This window comes from Nocardia sp. NPDC050718, from assembly GCF_040654235.1.
Classification (GTDB): domain Bacteria; phylum Actinomycetota; class Actinomycetes; order Mycobacteriales; family Mycobacteriaceae; genus Nocardia.
Window position 1 is genome coordinate 535,247 of the sequence record NZ_JBFAHQ010000002.1, and the last position, 21,042, is coordinate 556,288.

The 21,042-nt window shown below is 70.6% G+C and carries 19 protein-coding genes; 18 read left to right on the forward strand and 1 reads right to left on the reverse strand.

The window, feature by feature from the left end:
- The first annotated feature begins 13 nt into the window (after positions 1 to 13).
- The 18 genes from AB0H54_RS11945 to AB0H54_RS12030 all read left to right on the forward strand — a co-directional run bounded on the left by AB0H54_RS11945 (position 14) and on the right by AB0H54_RS12030 (position 20,404).
- Positions 14 to 1,024, forward strand: coding sequence for an alkaline phosphatase family protein (locus tag AB0H54_RS11945; RefSeq protein WP_357344985.1), 1,011 nt, complete (start codon positions 14 to 16; stop codon positions 1,022 to 1,024).
- A gap of 163 nt (positions 1,025 to 1,187) precedes the next feature.
- Complete coding sequence (locus AB0H54_RS11950) at positions 1,188 to 3,557, forward strand: RelA/SpoT family protein (RefSeq protein WP_357344987.1); 2,370 nt, start codon at positions 1,188 to 1,190, stop codon at positions 3,555 to 3,557.
- A gap of 278 nt (positions 3,558 to 3,835) precedes the next feature.
- Positions 3,836 to 5,416, forward strand: a complete 1,581-nt coding sequence (locus tag AB0H54_RS11955; protein ID WP_357344989.1) for a cutinase family protein — start codon at positions 3,836 to 3,838, stop codon at positions 5,414 to 5,416.
- Positions 5,417 to 5,475: 59 nt separating this feature from the next.
- Positions 5,476 to 6,528 carry a hypothetical protein gene (locus tag AB0H54_RS11960; protein ID WP_357344991.1) on the forward strand — a complete coding sequence of 351 codons (1,053 nt, stop codon included), beginning with the start codon at positions 5,476 to 5,478 and terminating at the stop codon, positions 6,526 to 6,528.
- A 12-nt stretch (positions 6,529 to 6,540) separates the two neighbouring features.
- Positions 6,541 to 7,395: a hypothetical protein gene (locus tag AB0H54_RS11965; protein ID WP_355277221.1), complete on the forward strand. Its 855-nt coding sequence runs from the start codon at positions 6,541 to 6,543 to the stop codon at positions 7,393 to 7,395.
- Positions 7,392 to 8,036 (forward strand): hypothetical protein, encoded by a 645-nt coding sequence (locus tag AB0H54_RS11970; protein ID WP_355277218.1) that lies wholly within the window; start codon positions 7,392 to 7,394, stop codon positions 8,034 to 8,036. Before AB0H54_RS11965 ends, AB0H54_RS11970 begins: the two co-directional genes overlap by 4 nt.
- Before the next feature lie 94 nt (positions 8,037 to 8,130).
- Positions 8,131 to 8,427, forward strand: a complete 297-nt coding sequence (locus tag AB0H54_RS11975; protein WP_022566424.1) for a hypothetical protein — start codon at positions 8,131 to 8,133, stop codon at positions 8,425 to 8,427.
- Positions 8,424 to 8,678: a hypothetical protein gene (locus AB0H54_RS11980; protein WP_218716423.1), complete on the forward strand. Its 255-nt coding sequence runs from the start codon at positions 8,424 to 8,426 to the stop codon at positions 8,676 to 8,678. Before AB0H54_RS11975 ends, AB0H54_RS11980 begins: the two co-directional genes overlap by 4 nt.
- An 11-nt stretch (positions 8,679 to 8,689) precedes the next feature.
- Positions 8,690 to 9,286, forward strand: a complete 597-nt coding sequence (locus tag AB0H54_RS11985; protein WP_357344994.1) for a hypothetical protein — start codon at positions 8,690 to 8,692, stop codon at positions 9,284 to 9,286.
- The gene (locus AB0H54_RS11990) at positions 9,283 to 10,098 is read left to right on the forward strand and encodes a hypothetical protein (RefSeq protein ID WP_357344996.1); all 816 of its coding nucleotides are present in this window, start codon (positions 9,283 to 9,285) and stop codon (positions 10,096 to 10,098) included. The genes AB0H54_RS11985 and AB0H54_RS11990 overlap by 4 nt, the downstream gene beginning before the upstream one ends.
- 92 nt (positions 10,099 to 10,190) lie before the next feature.
- Positions 10,191 to 11,609 (forward strand): hypothetical protein, encoded by a 1,419-nt coding sequence (locus AB0H54_RS11995; RefSeq protein ID WP_357344998.1) that lies wholly within the window; start codon positions 10,191 to 10,193, stop codon positions 11,607 to 11,609.
- Entirely contained in the window at positions 11,606 to 13,102 is a 1,497-nt protein-coding gene (locus AB0H54_RS12000) for an SCO6880 family protein (protein ID WP_357345000.1), read from the forward strand. Before AB0H54_RS11995 ends, AB0H54_RS12000 begins: the two co-directional genes overlap by 4 nt.
- A 7-nt stretch (positions 13,103 to 13,109) precedes the next feature.
- Positions 13,110 to 15,509 (forward strand): hypothetical protein, encoded by a 2,400-nt coding sequence (locus AB0H54_RS12005; RefSeq protein WP_357345002.1) that lies wholly within the window; start codon positions 13,110 to 13,112, stop codon positions 15,507 to 15,509.
- A complete protein-coding gene (locus AB0H54_RS12010) occupies positions 15,506 to 15,814 on the forward strand; it encodes a transposase (RefSeq protein WP_218717193.1) in 309 nt (102 codons plus the stop codon). The genes AB0H54_RS12005 and AB0H54_RS12010 overlap by 4 nt, the downstream gene beginning before the upstream one ends.
- Positions 15,815 to 15,872: 58 nt before the next feature.
- Positions 15,873 to 17,540 carry a peptidoglycan DD-metalloendopeptidase family protein gene (locus tag AB0H54_RS12015; RefSeq protein WP_357345004.1) on the forward strand — a complete coding sequence of 556 codons (1,668 nt, stop codon included), beginning with the start codon at positions 15,873 to 15,875 and terminating at the stop codon, positions 17,538 to 17,540.
- Between the two features lie 68 nt (positions 17,541 to 17,608).
- The gene (locus tag AB0H54_RS12020; RefSeq protein ID WP_357345719.1) at positions 17,609 to 18,121 is read left to right on the forward strand and encodes a hypothetical protein; all 513 of its coding nucleotides are present in this window, start codon (positions 17,609 to 17,611) and stop codon (positions 18,119 to 18,121) included.
- Between the two features lie 40 nt (positions 18,122 to 18,161).
- Positions 18,162 to 19,985, forward strand: a complete 1,824-nt coding sequence (locus AB0H54_RS12025; protein WP_357345006.1) for a TraM recognition domain-containing protein — start codon at positions 18,162 to 18,164, stop codon at positions 19,983 to 19,985.
- Positions 19,982 to 20,404 carry a DUF4913 domain-containing protein gene (locus AB0H54_RS12030; RefSeq protein ID WP_355281501.1) on the forward strand — a complete coding sequence of 141 codons (423 nt, stop codon included), beginning with the start codon at positions 19,982 to 19,984 and terminating at the stop codon, positions 20,402 to 20,404. The genes AB0H54_RS12025 and AB0H54_RS12030 overlap by 4 nt, the downstream gene beginning before the upstream one ends.
- 61 nt (positions 20,405 to 20,465) lie before the next feature.
- On the opposite strand, the gene AB0H54_RS12035 is transcribed toward AB0H54_RS12030, so the two are convergent.
- A complete protein-coding gene (locus AB0H54_RS12035) occupies positions 20,466 to 21,008 on the reverse strand; it encodes a hypothetical protein (protein ID WP_357345008.1) in 543 nt (180 codons plus the stop codon).
- Between the last annotated feature and the right edge of the window lie 34 nt (positions 21,009 to 21,042).

The following is a 21,042-nucleotide window of genomic DNA, read 5'->3' on the forward strand; positions in this document are numbered from 1 at the left end:
GCATCGTGAGGACATGCGCGAGATGTCGGCGCCGGCGCGCGTGCTCGTCGCGCTGGCCACCGCCCTGCTGACCGTCCCGCTGCTGTGCTCGGCCGCGGGCTCCGGCACCGCCTTCGACCGGCCCGTCCCCGCCGTCGACGCGGCGGCCGCGTTCGGTGTCCCCCGTCCGGGCGGGCCGGTCGCGAAGGTCGTCGTGATCGGGATCGACGGGCTGCTGTTCGACAAGGCCGATCGCGTCCAGGCACCCCGGCTGCGGCACCTCGCCGCGCAGGGACTGCTCTCGCGCGGCAGCATCGCCGGGCACATCACCGTCTCCGGACCGTCCTGGGCGAGCGCGCTGACCGGTGTGTGGGATACCGAGCACGGCATCACCGGCAACGAGTTCGACGCGAGTGCCTTCCTGGCCCACCCCAGCGTGTTCACCCGGATCGAACGCGCCGACCCCGCCCGGCACACCGTCTCGATCGGCACCTGGGAGCAGTTCGCGACCATCGCGCGCAGCGGCGACCGGCGCGCCGACCTCGCCCTGACCACCGCGCCCGAGGCCGGCGACCTCGACGAGTCGGCCACCGATGCCGCCACCGCCACCGAGGTCGCGCGCACGATCGAGCGCACCGGGCCCGATCTGGTCGTCACCCACCTCGACCAGATAGACCTGGCGGGTCACCGGCACGGTGGCGCCTCGCGCGCCTATCTCGCGGCGATCCGCCGGGTCGACGCGCTGGTCGGGCAGATCGTCGCCGCCGTCGACCGCCGGGCCGCGGACCATCCGCGCGAACAGTGGACCGTCCTGGTCACCACCGACCACGGCCATCGCCCGGCCGGCGGGCACGGCGGCCAGACGCCGGACGAGACCGCCAACTTCGTCATCGCCCGCGGCGCCGACTTCGCCCCCGGCACCGCGACCAGCGCGTACACGCTGATCGACCTCACCCCGACCGTGCTGGACCTGCTCGGCGCACCACCGGGGCGGCTTGACGGCCACAGCCTGCGCAGCTCGCGGCCACCGGTCGACGAACGCTGAACAATCCGCAGGTCGAGGACGGTTTTCGGGCCGAGTCGCGACCGTCGCACGCCTGTGACCGCAGGGAACCGAACACCAGGTCGGTGTGGGGACTAAAGTTGGTGGTCCGGGCGGTTGCAGCACTCGGCCGACAAGGTCCGAATGCAGCGTGAGAGGCGGTGGCATGACTCGACAACTCGGCGAGGCGAAGGTTGGGCAGGAATCCACCGGCGCCCCGCGGAACGATGGTGCCCCGGCGACCCCCGAACCGGCCAAACAGTCACCGACCGCCTCCGTGCCCAGCTCGGCCTCCCGGCGCGTGCGGGCCAGGCTCGCACGCCGGATGACCGGCCAGCGCGGCATCGCGGCGGTCAAGCCGGTGCTGGAGCCGCTGGCCACCGTGCACCGTGAGCTGTACCCGAAGGCCAATCTCGCGCTGCTGCAGCGCGCCTTCGACGTCGCCGACGAGCGGCACGCCAAGCAGTTCCGCAAGTCCGGTGACCCCTACATCACCCACCCGCTGGCGGTCGCCAACATCCTCGCCGAACTCGGCATGGACACCACGACGCTGGTCGCGGCGCTGCTGCACGACACCGTCGAGGACACCGGCTACTCGCTCGAACAGCTCAAGGAGGAGTTCGGGCAGGAAGTCGCCCACCTCGTCGACGGCGTCACCAAGCTCGACAAGGTCAACTTGGGCGCGGCCGCCGAGGCCGAGACCATCCGCAAGATGATCATCGCCATGGCCCGCGACCCGCGCGTGCTGGTGATCAAGGTCGCCGACCGGCTGCACAACATGCGCACCATGCGCTTCCTGCCGCCGGAGAAGCAGGCCAAGAAGGCCAAGGAGACCCTCGAGGTGATCGCGCCGCTGGCGCACCGCCTCGGGATGGCCACCGTCAAATGGGAGCTGGAGGACCTCGCGTTCGCGATCCTGCACCCCAAGAAGTACGACGAGATCGTGCGCCTGGTCGCCGATCGCGCGCCCTCGCGCGACACCTACCTGGCGAAGGTGCGCGCCGAGATCGTCAACACGCTCGCCGCCTCGCGGATCAACGCCGTCGTCGAGGGCAGGCCCAAGCACTACTGGTCCATCTATCAGAAGATGATCGTCAAGGGTAAGGACTTCGACGACATCCACGACCTGGTCGGCATGCGCATCCTGTGCGACGAGGTCCGCGACTGCTACGCCGCGGTCGGCGTCGTGCACTCGCTGTGGCAGCCGATGGCCGGCCGGTTCAAGGACTACATCGCCCAGCCGCGCTACGGCGTGTACCAGTCGCTGCACACCACCGTCGTCGGTCCCGACGGCAAGCCGCTGGAGGTGCAGATCCGGACCCAGGACATGCACCGCACCGCCGAATTCGGCATCGCGGCGCACTGGCGGTACAAGGAGACCAAGGGCAAGCACTCCGGGGACGCGGCCGAGGTCGACGACATGGCGTGGATGCGCCAGCTGCTCGACTGGCAGCGGGAGGCCGCCGACCCCGCCGAGTTCCTCGAATCGCTGCGCTTCGACCTGAAGTCGCCGGAGATCTTCGTGTTCACCCCCAAGGGCGATGTGATCACGCTGCCGCAGAAGTCGACCCCGGTCGACTTCGCCTACGCCGTGCACACCGAGGTCGGGCACAAGTGCATCGGCGCCAGGGTCAACGGGCGCCTGGTCGCGCTGGAACGGCAGCTGGAGAACGGCGAGGTCGTGGAGGTGTTCACCTCCAAGGCGCAGAACGCGGGCCCGAGCCGGGACTGGCAGAACTTCGTCGTCTCGCCACGCGCGAAGGCCAAGATTCGCCAATGGTTTGCCAAGGAACGTCGCGAGGAGGCCCTCGACAGCGGCAAGGAACAGATCTCCAAGGAGGTCCGCCGGGTCGGGCTGCCGCTGCAGCGGTTGATGAGCGTGGACGCGATGACCGCGGTCGCGCACGAGCTGCACTACTCCGACATCTCCGCGCTCTACACCGCCGTCGGCGAGCACCAGGTCTCCGCGCACCACGTGGTGCAGCGGCTGATGGCCCAGCTCGGCGGCATCGGTGACGTCGAGAACGAGCTGGCCGAGCGGTCGACACCGTCGACGACGCCCGCCCGTCAGCGGGTCACCGGCGACGCGGGTGTGCTCATCCCCGGCGCGCCGGGCACGGTGGCGAAGCTGGCCAAGTGCTGCACGCCGGTGCCGGGCGACGAGATCATGGGCTTCGTGACCCGTGGTGGCGCGGTGAGCGTGCACCGGACCGATTGCACCAATGCCGGATCGTTGCAGGAACAGTCGGAACGCATCATCGAGGTCGAGTGGGCGCCGTCGCCGTCGTCGGTGTTCCTCGTCGCCATCCAGATCGAGGCGCTCGACCGCACCCGGCTGCTGTCGGACGTCACCAAGGTGCTGGCCGACGAGAAGGTCAACATCCTGTCCGCCTCGGTGGCCACCCACGGCGACCGGGTCGCGATCAGCAAGTTCACCTTCGAGATGGGTGACCCGAAGCATCTGGGCCACCTGCTCAATGTCGTGCGCAATGTGGAAGGCGTCTACGACGTCTACCGGGTGACCTCCGCGGCCTGACCCGAACCCCGGCCCGGGCACTCTCGTTCGCGAGGGTGCCCGGGCCGCTGTCTGCCCGGACATAGCTGGTGGATCGCCAGAAGATTGCTGGGACAACGGGGTTTGCCGGGGGCAGCGAAAGGGCCATTTTGGGCAGGGGTTCGGGGTCCCGGAATCTGTTACGGTTTACTGCGTTTCAACGCTCCACTGGTCAGCCGAAACGGACTGTGATGCGGATCGATATGGCTCGGTGCACGACACGACTCACGGGGACGATCATCGCGTTCACCGTCGCTTCGGTGACGGTATCGGCAGGCGTGGCCACTGCGGACGAGGCCGCGCCCGGTGCCCCGTCCACCCAGGTGTCGATCTCGGCGTGTCCGGCACTGTACGCCTTGGGGATCCAGGGCACAGGAGAATCGTCGCCGGACGCGGCGCCGAGTACCGATACCGGCATGCTGTCGACGGTCTTCCGGCCGATGTTCGCCAAGGCTGCTGAGCCGGGGCTGGTCGATCGCGCGTATGTGCCGTACGAGGCCGGATTCGGCGGCGCGGTACCCGGTGGGGTGGTGCCCTACACCCAGTCGGTCGACGGTGGCCTCGAGCGGCTGCGGTCGATGGCCACGCAGGTCGTGCAGCGCTGCCCGGACGCGCGGATCGCGGTGGTCGGGTATTCGCAAGGCGCCCACGTGGCCTCGCTGTTCGCCCAGGAAGTGGGCGCGGGCACCGGCACGGTGGCGGCCGACAAGGTCGCCGCGGTCGCGCTGTTCGCCGATCCGACCCGCGGCGCCAACGCCCCGGTGTTCCCCGGCGCTCCCGACCGGACGACGCCGACCACCGCGCCCGGTACCTCCGGCGCCGCGCTCGACGCCGTCGCCGCGGTCCGCCAGGCTCCCGCGCCCGGCGGCGGGCTCGGTTCCAGCGACACCCAGCCCGCCGACTTCGGCAAGCTCACCGGCCGGGTCGCGAGCTTCTGCGCGACAGGTGATCTCGCCTGCGACGCGCCGCAGGGCGCCCCGCTGCTGCGGGCGGTGACCAATCTCGTCAGCCAGGTGAAGCTGTCCGGCGGCGACCCGATCGGCTCTCTGGTCTCCATCGCCCAGGCGCTGGCCTACACCTCCATCAAGACCGCGACGACCGTGGTGAACGAGGACATCTCCGGCAGCACGCTCGCCGATGTCTCGCTCTCGCCGAAGAAGTCGATCTCCCAGCGCATCGCCGACGCCTCCGACCCGCGCGGTCAGCTCGACGTGAACGCGGCCTACCAGGCGCTGCTGAAGGTCGGCATGATCGGGCTCAACGCCGTCACCACCGTGGTGAAGACCGTGCTCAACCCGGCGAGCATCGCCGAATTGGCCACCGCGACACTGTCCAACCCGCTGGTCGGGCTGACCCTGCTCGGCACCAAGCTCGTCGGCGCCGTGCCGCAGCTGGTACCCCCGACCACCGGGGTCCGCCTGGTCAGCGAGGCGTACACGGCCGTGCAGCAGAACATCACCGACAACGCCGAGCTGCTCGACGTGACCACCTGGGTGCGCTACTGGAACACCACCCAGCGCCACGACGCGTACTCGCGCATGGGCGTCGGCGCGCAGGGCGCGACCCCGACCCAGTACGTCGCGGACTGGTTCGCCGCGGTCGCGCGGGACGCGGCGGGCGCCTCCGGACAGGGTGCGGTGCCGGTCGGCGGATCGGACAAACGCGGTGCCGGAATCTTCACCAGCCCGACCGGCGCGTCTACGACACCCAAACCTTCCGGTGGGGGACAATTTCCGTTCGGGACAGGAGCCGATGGCGCCTCATCCGGCGGCGCGACGACTCCGCCTGCCGCGTTACCCGGAACCACCGCTCCCACCACCCGTTCGTTCTCTATGAACTGATCACCTAGAGGTCTTGCAATGCGAATCCTTGTGCCCGGCGCCGCGGAAAGGGGTGAATGTTGAAGTCGTACAACGAACTGTCGCGCTGGTACTCGGCGCTCGAACCGGAGACCGAGGCAGCCGACCCCGCGCGCCAGGACACCGCCGACCCGGCGGCGGGCGAGGACGACGGTCCCGCCCGATATTCGCAGCGCCCCGAGCGCGCCCCGTCCGCCGCACCGGCAGCCGAGCCCACCGGGCCCGTGCCGCCCCCCACGGCGGCGGTGGAGCCGAGCCGGACACCAGGGGACGAGGACCGCGACGACTACTACGGTGTCGCGGGCGACCACGACCGCCCGGTCCACCAAGCGCGCCCGTATCCGGTCGATGTCGCCCCGGAGCCCGCGCCCGCACCGCCGGCCGAACTGGCCGCGCGGCGCAGCGAATTCACCGGCGGCTGGTCGGACTGGGTCGCCGGGCCCGCGCCGGGCCCCGACGACGAGTACGACGCCGAACTGGTCCAGTTCCCGTGGACGGACGCCGCCGACGACGAGTACGACGAGGCCCGGGTGCTCGAGCCCTCCGGCTCGCTGCGCGGCCGCAACCGCAACCGGACCTGGATCGTGCTCGCCGTGTCGGTCCTGGTGCTCGTCCTCGCCGCCACCGGCGTGTTCTTCCTGCTGTTCGGCCGCGGCGGTGACACCGCCAAGCACGCCGCGCCGCCGCTGCACTTCACGGCGGGCAACCTGACCGCCGAGACGGTCGGCCAGTGCCCGACCGAGAACACCGGCGCCGTCGTGCGCAGCGCCGAGGCCGGTGGCACCGGCTCCGGTCCCGACGCCGTGCTCGCCTTCCAGTACGCCTACTACGTGAACCGATCGGGGGAGCAGGCCCGTGCGGTCGTGACCCCCGACGCCGATGTCTCGCCGGCCGCCGTGATCCAGCGCGGTATCGATTCCATCCCGGTGGGGACCACCCACTGCGTGCGGATCACCACTGTCGCCGCCGACCGGTTCACGGTGGAGGTCACCGAGTTCCGGCCCGCGGGCGCGCCGGCCACCTACACCAAGCAGTCGGTGCGCACAGCGCTGGTCGGCGATCGCACGCTCATCACGGGCATCGCGGCAGGGTAAGGAGCAGAGGCGATGACAGACGACTGGAGCCGATGGCTCGACGACGCCCCCGCGGGGGAGCCGTCGGGTGACGCGGCGCGTGATCCGGCTCCGGTGGTGCGGTTGCGGCGCAGGTCGGGCGAGCGTTCCGAGGGCACCCGCAGGCCGATCCTCGTCGTCGGCGGCTGCGGCGGCGCGGGCACCACGACGACGACGCTGGGGCTGGCCGCGGAATTGGTCACCGAGGCGGCGGCGCCGGTGGCGGTCGACGCGACCGCCGCCGGCAGCGATCTCGCGCTGCGCGGCGCCGACAAACACCTGCACCCGGTGAACCTGCAGTCGTGGGTCTACGGCCGCGGCGACGACGAACCGGCGCCGATCGAGGACTGCCTGTCCCGCTCCACCTCCGGCTTCGGACTGCTCTGGCGCGACGCGACGCCGCTGCGCAGGCGCGCGACATATCTCACTGTCGCCAGGGCTTTGGACACCGGCGGCTACACCGCGGTCTACGACGGCGGCAGCCCGATTGCCGGTCGGCAACTGCGCCCGCTGCTCGACGACGCCGACATCGCACTGGTCCTGACCATTCCGGCCCGCGTCGACGCGGCCAACCGCCTGCGGGTGACGCTGGAATGGCTCGACGACCACTACGGCGACGACGGCGCCGGGGTGGTAGCCGATACGACGATCGTTGTCTCCCACCAGTATTCGCACGACGACTCCCGCGTAGCCGAGCATTTGCGCGAGCATCTGTCCGGCTGGGTCCGCGAGGTCGTCGAGATACCGTACGACCCGCATCTGGCCCGCGGTGAGCTGGTTCGGCACAGCGAGCTGGCCGAGCCGACGCGTGCGGCCTATGGGCGGTTGCTCGCCGGGGTGGCATCATGACGGCCGCTATGAATCTTCGTCGTCGTCGTGAACCGGCGCCCACCGGTGTCGGTGTCGTCGCACCCCCCGAATCGCTGCGCGCGCAGATCTGGGAGCGGCCGGTGCCCGGAGTCGGTCGCGCGCCCCTGGTGTGGTTGCTCGGCGTCCACGGTGGCTCCGGTGCCACCACCCTCGCGCACGTCCTCGCGCCCGCCGCCGATGCGCGCGGCAAGTGGCCTGGGGTGTACGAGCGCGAATCCCCCTACGTCGTCCTCGTCGCGCGCGAGACCATCTCCGGTCTCACCCGCGCGCACGACCTGCTGCGCCAGCACCACGCGTTGCTGGCCGGTCCGGCGCTGGTCCTCGGCCTGATCACGGTCGCGGCCCGCCCCGGCCGGGTGCCGCCGGAGATCCGGCGCTATCGGGACGTGGTCGGCTCGCTGGCCGGGCACGTCTGGCAGGTGCCGTGGATCGAGGAATGGACGCTCGTCGAGTCCGAGGCGCTGCCGGTGTGGTCGCCCGGAGACGAGATCGCGCCCAGGAAGCGCCGGGTCGATCCGCTCGACGAGGTACCGGCCGAGATCGGTGAGCTCGGTACCGATCTGGTCGCCGCGATCCGCGCGAGCATCGACGATCCCGCACCGGGGGAGGGTCGATCATGATCGCCGGGCAAGCCGGCCGCCGGTGGTGTACAAACGTGTGTCGGCGTCGAAGTGTTTGTGGCACAACACCTTTACAGTGGGAGAAAGGCACCCGATGAGCATGATCCTCCTCGCCGTGCAGGACACGTACGGCACCGTCCTGGCCCAGGTGGGTAATCCGACCCCGGAAGCTCCCCCCGGTTCGGAGAAGATCCTGCAGCTGGTGCGGTATCTCACCTGGTTCGTGCTGCTGTCGGGCATCTGCGGTATCACCTACGCCGGCGGCAAGTTCGCCTGGGAGCGCTGGACCGGTGGCGGCCTCGAGTCGCCGAAGATGGTGGCGGGCGCCATGATCGGCGGCGTCGTCGCGACCAGCGCGGGCACCATCATGAACGCGGTCATCGGTACGTGATCACCGTGTTCGCCTACAAGCAGATCCCGGCCGACGTGCTGGCGCCCATGATGCAGCTGCTCAACTGGCTGCTCTGGTTCGTCCTGCTGTCGTGCCTGGCCTGGATGATCCTGTCGGCAGGCCGGCTGTGGATCGCCTTCCGCTCCGACCTGGCCGTCAACGACGCCTCGCACGGTGTCCTGATGAGCCTGCTCGGTGCCGCGGTGGCCAGTACCGCGTCCGCGATCGCGCTGGCGTTCCTGCCGGCGTGAGGGGGAGCACCATGACACGGCCGGTCGCGGTCGGTATCGCGTTGCTGGCCGCGGCGGTGGGCTGCGGCCGCGGCGGCGATACCGGCCCCGATCTGTCCGCCGCTCCGACCGGGGTGCGCTGGCAGGACTACCAGGGCATCGCCCTGCCCCAGTCCGACCAGGGCCCCACCTCGGTGACCCAAGGCGCCGCAACGGGTTTCGAGCACTCCCCGCGCGGCGCCGGGCTGGCGGCACTGACGCACACCATCCGGTTGTCGGTGGCGCCCGACAACCAGTGGGCCACCGTGGTGAATCAGGAATTGGTGCCGGGACCGGCCCGCGACGAGTGGGCGATCAACCGGGTGCAGTTGTCGATCACCGGGCCCGCCGCGCCCGAGTACGCGCCGAGATTGTTGGGCTACAAAATTACCGAATACCGTGACGAACAGTCCCGAGTCGATGTCTACACCGAATATTCGGACAGATCACGCGCCGTGAACCACACCACGGTCGGCTGGTACGGCGGAGACTGGCGACTGCAGTTACCCGATCCGCAATCCACCGACCGACCCGTCGACGCGATCGACGAACTACCCACCGACATCGTGGCATTGGAGGCACCACAGTGAGCGTGAAGGAGCCGGGCGCGCGCGACCGCGCTTCTTTCGGCATGATCGCCTCGGGTGCGCTGCTCGCCCTGATCCTGGTCGTCGGCGCGGTCGTGTACTTCACCAGCAGTGGTGGCGCCGAGGAGGACGCCGCGCCCCCGCCCGCGCAGGCCGCGGGCGGAACGGGGTTCGCCGATCCCGAGGTCGACCTGTTCGGCAGGCGGGTGGACGTGCCGAACAACCCGGCGGGACAGCCGCTGGCACAGGACGAGTCGAGCCAGCGCTCGCCGGTGGATTCGGACTGGCTGACCGCCGCGCCCGAGGGCACGACCAAACCGCACGGCTGGCAACGGGTCTACGGCGCGTCGGTGCCGTTCTCCACCTCCGACGGCCCGGCCCGGATCGAAGACGGTCTGGCCGTCGGCTACGCGCGCACCCCGCAGGGTGCCGCGCTGGCCGCCGCGCAGATCACCTACCGGCTCAACGCCAGGCCCGCCGACCGTTCGCTGTACGTGACACAGGTGCGGGTCAGCACCGCCCAGCTGGCCGCCTACGACTCGGCGCTGTCGAGCGACCGGCTGCCGAAGCAGCAGCCGGAGAAGGTGACCCGCTATTTCGTGGCGTCGGACGCGTTCAAGATCGATGATTACGCCGACGACATGGCGATCGTGCGGCTCGCCTCGCGCGGGCCGGTGATCGACGGAAAGCAGTTGTATGCCGCCATGCGGATGATCGTGGTGTGGGACGCGGGCGACTGGCGGCTCAAGCCGTCGTCGACGACCAACACCCAGACGGAATACGTGGAATCGCTGGCGGGGTGGACGAAATGGTGAGCATCGGTGTACAGCAGCACAGCCCGGATCGATTCCCTGCGGACCATCGAGGGGTGCCAACAATGCTGAGGCGAATACTCACAATCGTCGCGGTGATCTTCACCGTGATGATCGCGACGCCGACCGTGGCCTACGGCCAGACCTACGGCTTCGACCAGGCCTGCAACGAACTGCACGACACGCTCGACGGTGTCGCCATTCCCGGGATCTCCCTGGGCGACGCGGCCTCGGCGGTGTGCAAGGCGGGCAACGCCGCCTCGCATCCGGGCGACGCGGCCACCGCGGTCAAGGACAAGGCGTGGGACTCCACCTTCGGCAAGGTGGTCGACTCCCTGATGAAGGGTCTCGGCGAGGCCCTGATCCTGGCGCTGACCTTCTGGATGAAGGTGCCCAACGAGGCGGTGAGCGACTCCGGCGCCCTGTTCACCAAGATCAACGACTACACCTATCAGATACAGATGCTGTTGCTGATCGCGTCGGTGATCATCACCGGCGGGCGATTGGCCGAGGCCAGACGCGGGGCGGCGGTGAGCGAGGCCGCCGAATCGTTCCGGTTGTTCGCCCGGGTCGTGTTCAGCTCGTGGATGCTCGGCGCGGTGATCGTCGCGGGCACCCGGGCCTCGGACAAGTTCTCGGAGTGGATCATCCAGGACGCCACCGGCGGCAATGCCAAGAACATGGCCGAGCTGATGGTGAAGACGTCCAAGTTGCAGGCGTTCTCGCCCGGTCTGGTGCTGATCATCGCGATCGTCGGCCTGCTCGGCGCGCTCGCCCAGATCGTGCTGGCCATCGTGCGGCAGGGTCTGCTGGTGGTCGCCGCCGGCGTGCTGCCGCTGGCCGCGGCCGCGTCGGCGACCGGGACGGGCAAGCAGTCGTATCAGAAGCTGGTCGGCTGGATCATCGCGTTCATGCTGTTCAAGCCGGTGGCGGCGATCGTGTACATGATCGCGTTCACCACCGCGGGACACGTCGACGAGACCACCACCTCGGGCGGGCTGCCGGAAGGTGAACAGGCACAGCGGATGCTGGTCGCGCTGGTGCTGCTGTGCAGCGTCGCGTTCGTGCTGCCCGCGCTGATGCGCCTGGTGGCGCCCGCGGTCGCGACGGTCGGCACCGGTGGTTCGGGTCTGATGGTGGCCGGTGGTACCGCGGTCGGCGCGATGGCGCTCGGTGCGATCGGCACCAAGGCGGTCGCCTCGCGGCCCGCGGCGGCACCCGGTTCGGCCGGGTACTTCGGCAGCGGCGGCTCGGGCCCGCGGCCCGGCGGTGCCGGTGGCGCGGGCGGCGGCGCTCCGCGCGGCCCGGCCCCGACGCCGCCACCGCGCGGCGGTGGTCCGGCGCAGGCGGCACCCAGTTCGGGCTCGGTACCCTCGGGCGCGGCCCGCAATGTCGTCGCCGCGCGCGCCGCGGCGGGCAGCGCGGCCCGCGCCGATCAGGCGGCGGGCGACCTCGCCGGTGACCGCTGGGCGAATCGTTCACCCGACCTCGGCAGGAGCACGATCCCGCGATGACCACCACCTCGACCGACACCTACGAGCGGCGCTCGTACGGGCTGTGGCAGAAGCCGCGCAGCGCGGGCCTTTTCGGCCTGCGCTGGGAAGAGACCGTGATCGGTTTCGTCGTGGTGATCACCGCCCTGATCAGCGCCATGGTCGGTGGGTTCAAATGGGGTTTCGTCGTCGGCGGCCTCGGCGCGCTGGTGATGGTGCCCCTGGTGTGGCGGACGGGGGGCCGTTCGGGCTACGAGACGGGATTGATGATGTTCAACTGGATGCGCTCGCGCCGCAACGGCGAGCACGTGTACCGCGGCGGCCGGTTCTCCCGGATCCCCGGCGGCGTCACCAAGCTGCCGGGGCTGCTCGCGCCGTCGAAGCTCTACGAGGGCATCGACGCGGGCGGCTACCACTTCGGGATGATCCACCTGCCCGCCTTCGCGCAGTACACCGTGGTGCTGCGGGCCTGGCCGCAGGGCCACGAGGCGGTCGACCAGCCGGTGATCGACCGCTGGGTCGCCGCGTGGGGCACCTTCCTCGCCTCGGTCGGCCAGACCAGCGACATCGTCGCGGTGGTGCCGGTGATCGACACCGTGCCCGAGACCGGCAACCGGCTGCTCAACGAGGTCTCCACGATCACCCGCCCGGAGGCGCCGGACCTGGCCCAGCAGGTGATGTACGAGCTGGCCACCGAATTGCCGCAGGAGCGGGTGCAATTGCTGCCGCGCGTGGCGATCACCTTCAAGGCCACCACCGCCGAGCGGCGCAAGAACCCGGCCGAGGAGGCCGTGGAGATCGGGCGCAGGCTGCCCGGCATCTGCGCGGCGCTGGCCGAGGCGGGCGTGCGGGCGCAGCCGATGTCGGCGGAGGAGGTCATCTCCTTCATCCGCCGCAGCTACGACCCGGCCGCGCAGGCCGATCTCGAGGTCGCCGCCGCCGATCCCGGCGGGCATGGCCTGGGCTGGGACGACGCGGGTCCGGTCTCGCACGACGAGAAGTGGGATCACCTGATCCACGACGGTGGCCGCTCGGTCACCTGGGAGATGGACGCGGCGCCGGAGGGCGCGGTCGACGAGCGGGTGCTGCAGCGGCTGCTCGCCCCGAATCCCGAAGTGCCGCGCAAGCGCATCGCGATCGTCTACCGGCCGCACTCGGCCGCCGACGCCGCCGAGATCGTCGACGACGACTTCAAGAACGCGCTCGTGGCGCAGCAGAGCGAACGCGGTGTCGTCTCGGCCGCCGCGACACTGCGGGTCGGCGCGACCCAGCAGGCTCGCGAGGAACAGGCCCGCGGGCACGGTGTGACCCGCTTCGGCGCGCTGGTGACGATCACCGAGCCGCTGCGCGGCGACCTGCCGCGCATCGAGGCCATCACCCGCGACCTCTCGACGCAGGCCCGGCTCAAGATCCGGCGTTGCTACCGCTACCAGGCCGCGGCGTTCGCGGCCTCCCTCGGTTGCGGCGTCATCCTGCCCGAGCACGCGACCATTCCGAAGGCATTGGCGGGGTGAGGCGATCATGGGACGCGACTTCGACGACATCGCGCTACGGCCCGTTCATCGGCCGCCCCGGATCCGCGGGGAGCGCGAACCACGACCGGCCGGGAGCGCGTCGCGCGTGAGCGACGAGGTGCTCGGCCTGGAGGAGCGCACCGAACGCGCCGAACGGGAGTCGGCGCGCGGTAGCTCCGTGGCCGACGAGCACGCCGAGCGCGAGCGCCGTCCGCGCGAGGGCAGGCCCCGCACCGGGGAACCGGGCGGCCGCTCCCGCGCGGACGAGCCGCGTCGGCCCGCCGCCGAGCGCGCGCCGCACGACGAGGACCACCGCAGGTCGCGCGCGGACGACGACCACCGCAGGCCGCGCACCGGCGAGAACCGCAGGCCGCGCGAGGACGACCAGCGCGCCCGCCGGGACGAGCCGCGCGCGGGCCGTGGCGAGCGCCCAGCGACGGGGGAGCGCCGACCGCGCGGTCCGCGTCCCGATATCGACCGCGCCGCCAAGGCCAGGATCGACCGTGGCCTGCGCGCCGAGGACCACGGGCCGCGGCTGGACCACGAACGCGCGATGGATCCGCGCCGCAAGCCACGTCCGGCCGAGCCGAGCGCCTTCATCAAGGCGCCGCGCCCGGTGCGGGCCGACCGGCCCGACGACGCCGCCGACCGGGCGATGGGCACCGGCCGCGCGGCCAAGTCGCGCAACCGGTCCGACCGGCGCGGCCAGTCCGGGCCCTCGCTGCTCGACGACGCCACCCGCGCCCGCTACGAGATGATCGCCCGCGAGCAGTCGGGACTGCGCGCGGCCTGGGCGACCTTCCGCATCCACACCGACGACCTGCGCCGCAACAACGCGCAGGCGCGCACCGAGGCGGTCGTCAACGACGGATTCGACCGCACCACCGCGGAATTGACCGATCGCGGCTACTCGGGTCCCGGCGGCGGCAAGATGAACGTCGTCGGCCGGCCGGTCGAGTACCGGGCCACCACCGCCCAGGTCGCCGGTCTGTGGCCGTGGTCGGTGGGCGCCGGCGCGCCGCTGATCGGCACCCCGCTCGGCTCGCACCTGCACACCGGCGCGCCGGTCTGCTTCGACCCGATGAACTGGTTCATGCGCGGCAGCTTCATCACCGCGCCGAGCCTGTTCGTGCTCGGCCTCAACGGTTTCGGCAAGTCCTCGCTGGTGCGCCGGATCGTGCTGGGCGGCATCGCCCAGGGCATCACCCCGCTGATCCTGGCCGACGTGAAGCCCGACTACCGCAAGATGGTCGAGCTCGTCGGCGGTCAGGTGATCGACCTCGGCTACGGCCACGGCAAGCTGAACCCGCTCGCGGCGGGTGTGCTCGGCTCGGTGGTGCCCCGGCTCGGCGAGTTCCCCGCGCTGCAACGCCAGGTGCTGCAGGACCTGCGGGCCCGCCAGGTGACGCTCATCGCGGGCCTGGTGGAACTGGTCCGCGGCGCGCGGGTGGCCGACTTCGAGGAGACGCTGATCGCGACCGCGCTGCGCATCCTCTACCAGCCGGGCAGTGGCTACGCCCCCGACAAGCCGCCGATCATGGAGAACCTGCTCGAGGTGATCGTCGGCGGCGGCGCGGAACTCATGCTCGACGCCGGTGCCGACAACGAGGACGAGTACCAGAACGCGATCAAGAACCTGCGGCGTTCGCTGCGCGCGCTCACCCAGGGCCCGTTCGGCGCGATCTTCAACGGCCAGACCACCGTGCCGATCGACACCGGCGCCGTCGCGGTGTGCATCGACGTCTCGCACATCCCCACCGGCGACAAGAAGCTCAAAGCCGCGGTGATGCTGGCCTGCTGGGCCGACGGCTTCGCCTCGGTCGAGGCCGCGCACGTGCTGGCCGACGCGAAACTCGGTCCGCAGCGCTATTTCCAGGTGGTGATGGACGAGCTGTGGCAGGTGCTCGGCCTCGGCGACTTCATGGTCGACCGGGTCGACGAACTGACCCGCCTGCAGCGCGGCCTGGCCACCGCGCTGATCATGATCAGCCACACCATCAAGGACCTGCAGGCGCTCGGTTCCGACGCCGCCATCGCCAAGGCGATCGGCTTCCTGGAACGCGCGCGCGCCAAGATCTTCGGCGCCCTGCCCGCCGAGGAGATCAGCAGGCTCGACTCGACGGTGCCGTTCACCGCCGCCGAGCAGGAGATGGTCACCGGCTGGTCGGCGCCCCAGGCCCTCACGGGGGAGGCGCTCAAACCCGGTCAGCAACGGCCGTCGCCGCCCGGTACCGGCAAGTTCCTGCTCAAAATCGGTGAGGATCGCCGCCCCGGCATCCCCTTCCACATGGAGTTCACGGTGTCGGAGAAGGAAAGCGGAATCCACGACACGAACCAGCGGTTCAGCGAGTTCGGCGACAATCCGCGCGGAGCGCCCGACCCCTCGGCGGACGGGGGCGCGCAATGATGCCGCACCGGTCCTACCGCCGGGTCTCGCCCGAGGTGCGTGACGCCGCGGTCGCCCAGGTCGTCGCGCTGACCGACAAGCTGCGCAGCGAATCCGAGGCGTGCCGGGTCGTCGCCGAACAGATCGGTGTGCACGCCAATTCGGTGCGCAACTGGGTGCGCGCGGCCGAGGGCCCGAGCCTGGAGCGGATGGACGCCACCGCGCTGCGCCGCAAGGTGGCGCTGCTGCAACAGCAGCTCGCCGCCGCGGCCGAGATGAACCGCACGCTCGCCGACACGCTCAACGAAACCCGGCGCCGCACGTGATCACCGCCGCGGCGGACCCGGATCCCGGCGCCCGGCGCGGAACGCCAGGAGGCGGCCGGTGAATGCCCGCACGATGCTGATGTCGGCGCTGGGCTCGGTCATCGGGCTGATCGCGCTCGTGCTGGTCATCGTGCTGCCCTCCTCGGACGAGACCTGCGAGACCACCGGTGTGCTGAGCGGTTCGGCGGCGCCGACCCTGCCGCCGCTGGGCGGTGCGGCGACCGGCGATTCCCGGGCCGCCGGGTCCACCACGCCGACCGCCACGTCGAATCCGGCCGTCACCGGCACGCCGTCGCTGGCCGCCGGCGTCGGTCCGCTGCGCCGGACGCTGCCGCTCGAGGTCGGCACCTTCACCATCTCCGACGTGTTCGGTTCGCGCGGCGGCGATCACAAGGGCATCGACATGGCCGCCGCCGACGGGACCACGATCTACTCGGTGTCCGACGGCCGGGTGGTGGCCGCCGGTCCCGCGTCGGGTTTCGGCAACTGGATCGTCGTCGACTCGGTCGACACCAACGGCCGCGCCTTCTCCGCCGTCTACGGCCACATGTGGGACCGCGGCGTGAAGGTGCGCACCGGGGAGACCGTGACCGCGGGACAGCCGATCGGGATGGTCGGCTCGGCGGGCGAATCCAGCGGCCCGCACCTGCATTTCGAGATCGTCCCCGGTGGCCGCTTCACCGGCGGCCGCCAGATCGACCCGATGCCGTGGCTCGACGGCGCGCCGACCCCGGATGTCGGTGGCGCGCGCGCCTTCTCGACCGACGCGAACTGCGTGCGCGGCTTCGGCAGCGCCGGTGGCGCGCTCGCCGACGGGAAGGTGCCCGCGGAGCTGGAGATCTGGTACCGCAGGGCGGGCACGGTGTGCCCGGAGATCTCGTCCTCGCTGCTGGCCGCGCAGGCCAAGCAGGAGTCGGGGTTCCGGCGCGGGCTCACCTCGCCCGCCGGTGCGCAGGGCCTGGCACAGTTCCTGCCCGGCACCGCGGTCAGCATCAATCCCGACGACGGCAAGCCGTACGTCATCGATGCCGACGGCAACGGCACCGCGAGCGTCTGGGACGACGGTGACGCGATCATCGGCCAGGCCCGCTACATGTGCGCGATCGCGCACAAGATCGCGGGCTGGATGGCCGCGGGCAAGGTCTCCGGTGACCTGCCCGCGCTCACCCTGGCCGGGTACAACGCCGGTGAGGGCGCGGTGCTCGCCTCGGGCGGGATGCCCAATCAGTATGCGGCGCACTACTCCGAGACCCGGCCGTACGTCACCAACATCCTGTCGATGGAGCCGCAGTACCGCGCGCCCGGCGCGCAGGGCCGGTTCACGCCCGAACCGGGCGGTGGCGGGGCACAGATCGTCGAGGCCGCGCACGACTGGCTGGGCATGCCGTACGTCTGGGGTGGCGGTGGCGTCCAGGGCCCGAGCAGCGGCGGTTTCGACGCGCCGGGCCTGACCGCCGCCGCGGTGTTCGCGGCGTCCTCGGGCGCGATCACCCTGCCGGGCACCGCCGAACAGCAGTGGGAGTCGGGCCGTGAGGTGCCGATCTCGAAGGTGTCCGCCGGTGACCTGGTGTTCAGCGGTTTCGGGCCGAAGGGGCCGTCGAAGGTGGGGATCTACGCGGGCGACGGTCAGGTGATCCAGGCGGTGCCGCCGTCGAGCAGCGGTGGCGGCGGTGGCGTCACCGAGGTGGCGGTACCGGGCGACGCGCGGGCGAGGAGGGTGTTGTGACCACACGTCCCTCGACACCGGGGATAACCTGGTGGGAGAGAACACGAATCCGCACAATTCCGGCGGTGATGCTCGTGGCGGTCCTGCTCCCGGTCGCCGCTTGCGGCGGCGATCCCGATGCCGCGCGCCCGGACTCGGCGACCTCGACCACCCGGCTGCTCGACGCCGCGGCCACGGTCGACCCGACCACGGCCGACGGGGTCGCGGTCGTGGCCCTGCGGGAGATCTACACCTGGAACCCGGCCACCGAGCAACCGGGCGATTCCCTGCAACGCGCGCGAAAATGGCTGGGTCCCAGCATGATACGTATGCTGGACAGTTCGACGGGAACCACCGACACGCCGAAACCGTCGCTGCAGTGGGCGGACTGGGCGAAGGCGAAGGCGCACGTCGAGGCATTCGCCTTCGCCTCCGGGGAGCAGGCGCCGGCGAGCGCGGATCCCTCGGTGGCGCAGTACAAGATCGGCATCGAGCAGACGGTCGTCTACCCGAACGGGCGGTCCGAGGCCCTCCCACCGGGCACGGTCATCGCGACCGTGGTGCAGACGCCGCAAGGCTGGCGCCTCGACGCGTTCCGCTGAGCACCCACCACCATCCGACAAGGTCCACAAGGAGGCACACGTGGCGAAGAAGAAGGTGACGGATCCGGCCGCGGTCGGACCCGACACGACGCTGATCCTGATCGTGTTCGGCTTTGCGACGCTGATCACCCTCGCCGTCGCGCTGCACCTGGGCAACGCGCTGTCGGTGGTGCCGCAGAACATTCCGGCCAACCCGATCGCGGTGGTCGCCGATCTGGCGCGCGGCAAACTGCACTGGCCGCGCGCGTCCACGGTGATCGTGCTGCTGGTGATCGCCGCGGCCATCGCCTACGTGGTGGTCCGCAAGCAGATGAAGAAGCGCGCGGTCAAGGGCAGGCTGTCGATCGACGACAAGGCCGACCACATGGGCAGTGGCAGTGCCATCGCCTCGATCACCGAGGCGGGGGTGCGGCAGAAGGCGGTCGATCTCGGTGTGCGGCTGGGCAGCAACGACGCGCCTGGTGTGCCGATCGGTGTGGCCGTCGCCGACGGGTCCCCGCTCTACGGCTCCTACGAGGACCTGCATCTCGACATCTGGGGCCCACGCCAGGGCAAGTCCACCTCGCGGGTGATCCCGGCGATCCTGTCGGCCATCGGCCCGGTGCTGACCACCTCGAACAAGCGCGACGTGGTCGACGCGACCCGGAATGTGCGCGAGGCCAAGGGCAGCGCGACCTTCGTGTTCGACCCGCAGGGCGTGGCAGGCGAACGGCCGGTGTGGTTCTGGGATCCGCTGGCCTGGGTCGATCACCGCAAGGAGGGCTGCGAGATGCGGGCGGCCCGGCTGGCGGGCCACTTCGCCGACGCCGAGAGCGGCGGCGCCGACAACACCGACAGCTTCTTCGACCCCGAGGCCGAGGACCTGCTCGCCGGATTGTTCCTGGCCGCCGCGATCGCGGGCAAGCCGATCACGCAGGTGTGGGAATGGGTGACCAACCCGCAGAACAGTGAGCCGATCGAGCATCTGCGCGGCGCCGGACACGACTTCACCGCCTCCGGCCTGGCGATGCAGTACAACGCCGAACAGCGCACCAAGAGCGGCATCTTCGGCACGGCCAAGAAGATGGTGCGCTGCCTGCAGATGTCGAATGTGCACCCGTGGATCACCCGTGGCAACGGCGACCGGCTGCAGTTCGATGAGCTCGAGTTCATCGAGCGCAACGGCACGCTGTACTGCCTGTCGCTGGAGGGCCGCGGGTCGGCCGCGCCACTGGTCAGCGCGCTGACCGAGGCCGTCATCGATGTGGCCATGCGCAAGGCCTCGCTGTCGTCCGGCGGTCGGCTGCCGATCCCGCTGCTGGCGGTGCTCGACGAGGCGGCCAATGTGGTGCGCTGGAAGGATCTGCCCAAGCAGTACAGCCACTTCGGCTCGCGCGGCATCGTCGTGATGACCGTGCTGCAGTCCTGGGCGCAGGGCGCGCGCTGCTGGGGTGACGCCGGGATGAGCGCGCTGTGGTCGGCGGCCAACATCAAGGTGCTCGGCAGCGGTGTCGATGACATGGCGTTCCTGCGTGACCGATCCGAGGCGATCGGCGAGTACGACTCCATCTCGCAGTCGATGTCGCAGTCGGGCAGCAGCAAGAGCTACTCGCGCTCGCTCAGTTCCTCGGTGACCTTCACCGCGCAGGGCCTGGCGACGTTGCCGCGCGGTCGCGCGGTGGTGTTCACCTCGGGTCAGCCCGCTGTGCTGGTCCGGACCGTGCCCTGGTGGGAGGGGGAGTACGCCGAGGCGGTCAAGCAGTCGATCGAGTACAACGATCCGACCCGCAAGACCCGCATCGACGATCTGATCGGAACGCCGGTGCTGTCGAATTCCACTCCGCCGGAGCAGTACGGCGACGTCGAGGAGGTCAAGCCCCTGTGAGCGACCAGAATTCGGGTGCTCGGGACATCGTGAACGGGTATCCCAACGTGTTCGACTTCGTGAACGACTACCTCAGCAGGGTGTACAGCAGGCAGGTCACCGATATCAGCGACACGGTGTGGTGCACGGAATGGTGGCGCCACCCCGAGGCCGCGGTCCGGCTGCACGCGCTGTGGCAGGCCTGGGAGCACTTCCGGCTGGAGGGGGGTCCCGGCATCAGCGTCTGGTTCCTCGACCACGCCGACCCACATATGGCGAAGTTGTTCGATCCACGTGGGCCGTTCAAGTACTGCAGTGTTCGCAACGGCCACAAGGGAATGCTCGACCGGCTTCCGCTGGAGGATCAGGTCGGCGCGGACCGGGCGCAGTTCACCGATCCCGACGTGAACCGGACGATGGACAAGACCAAGCCGTTCTAGCCACGCTGATCGTCGGGGGCGCTGCGGTCGCCCCCGACGACGCGGTGCTCGCGGTCGTGGGTCAGCGGCCGCGTTCGAGACCGCGCGGGTCGATCCCGCGTTCGATTCCGGAACGCCGAGCGCCCGCGTTGGTACGCCGGATCGCTTCCTCCGGCGAGATACCCTGCCCCATCTCGACCAGCATGCGAACTTCGGTCAATTCCGGTGCGACGCCCGCCCGTTCGAGATGGGCGGCGATGGCCGCGCGCCGTTCGACGGTGTCGTAGCCCACCTGGGGTGCGTTCCCGCCTGCCGCGGTGGCACTCGCCGAGAACGGGGAGGACGGGTCCTTCTCCAGGGTGAGCCCCCGCGGCTGGGCCGACTTCGAGCCGACCGACATCATCTGCACGAGTTCGATATTGCGCGGGTCCTTGGCCTTCAGATCACGGGCCTCGCGGACCTGCAGCTCGCGGGCTTCCTTCATCTTCGCCTCGACCGCCTTGGCGCGGGCCTCGGCTTCTTTCTGGCCGTGCTCCCGCGACTTGAGGGCGACCAGGGTGGCCATCTGCAGCATGGTGCGCATCATGGACGCCGTTTCGCTGCCGATGTCGTCGAGTTCCGCCATGACTGCTCCCCGATGCCGCTGTGGAAGTGGACAA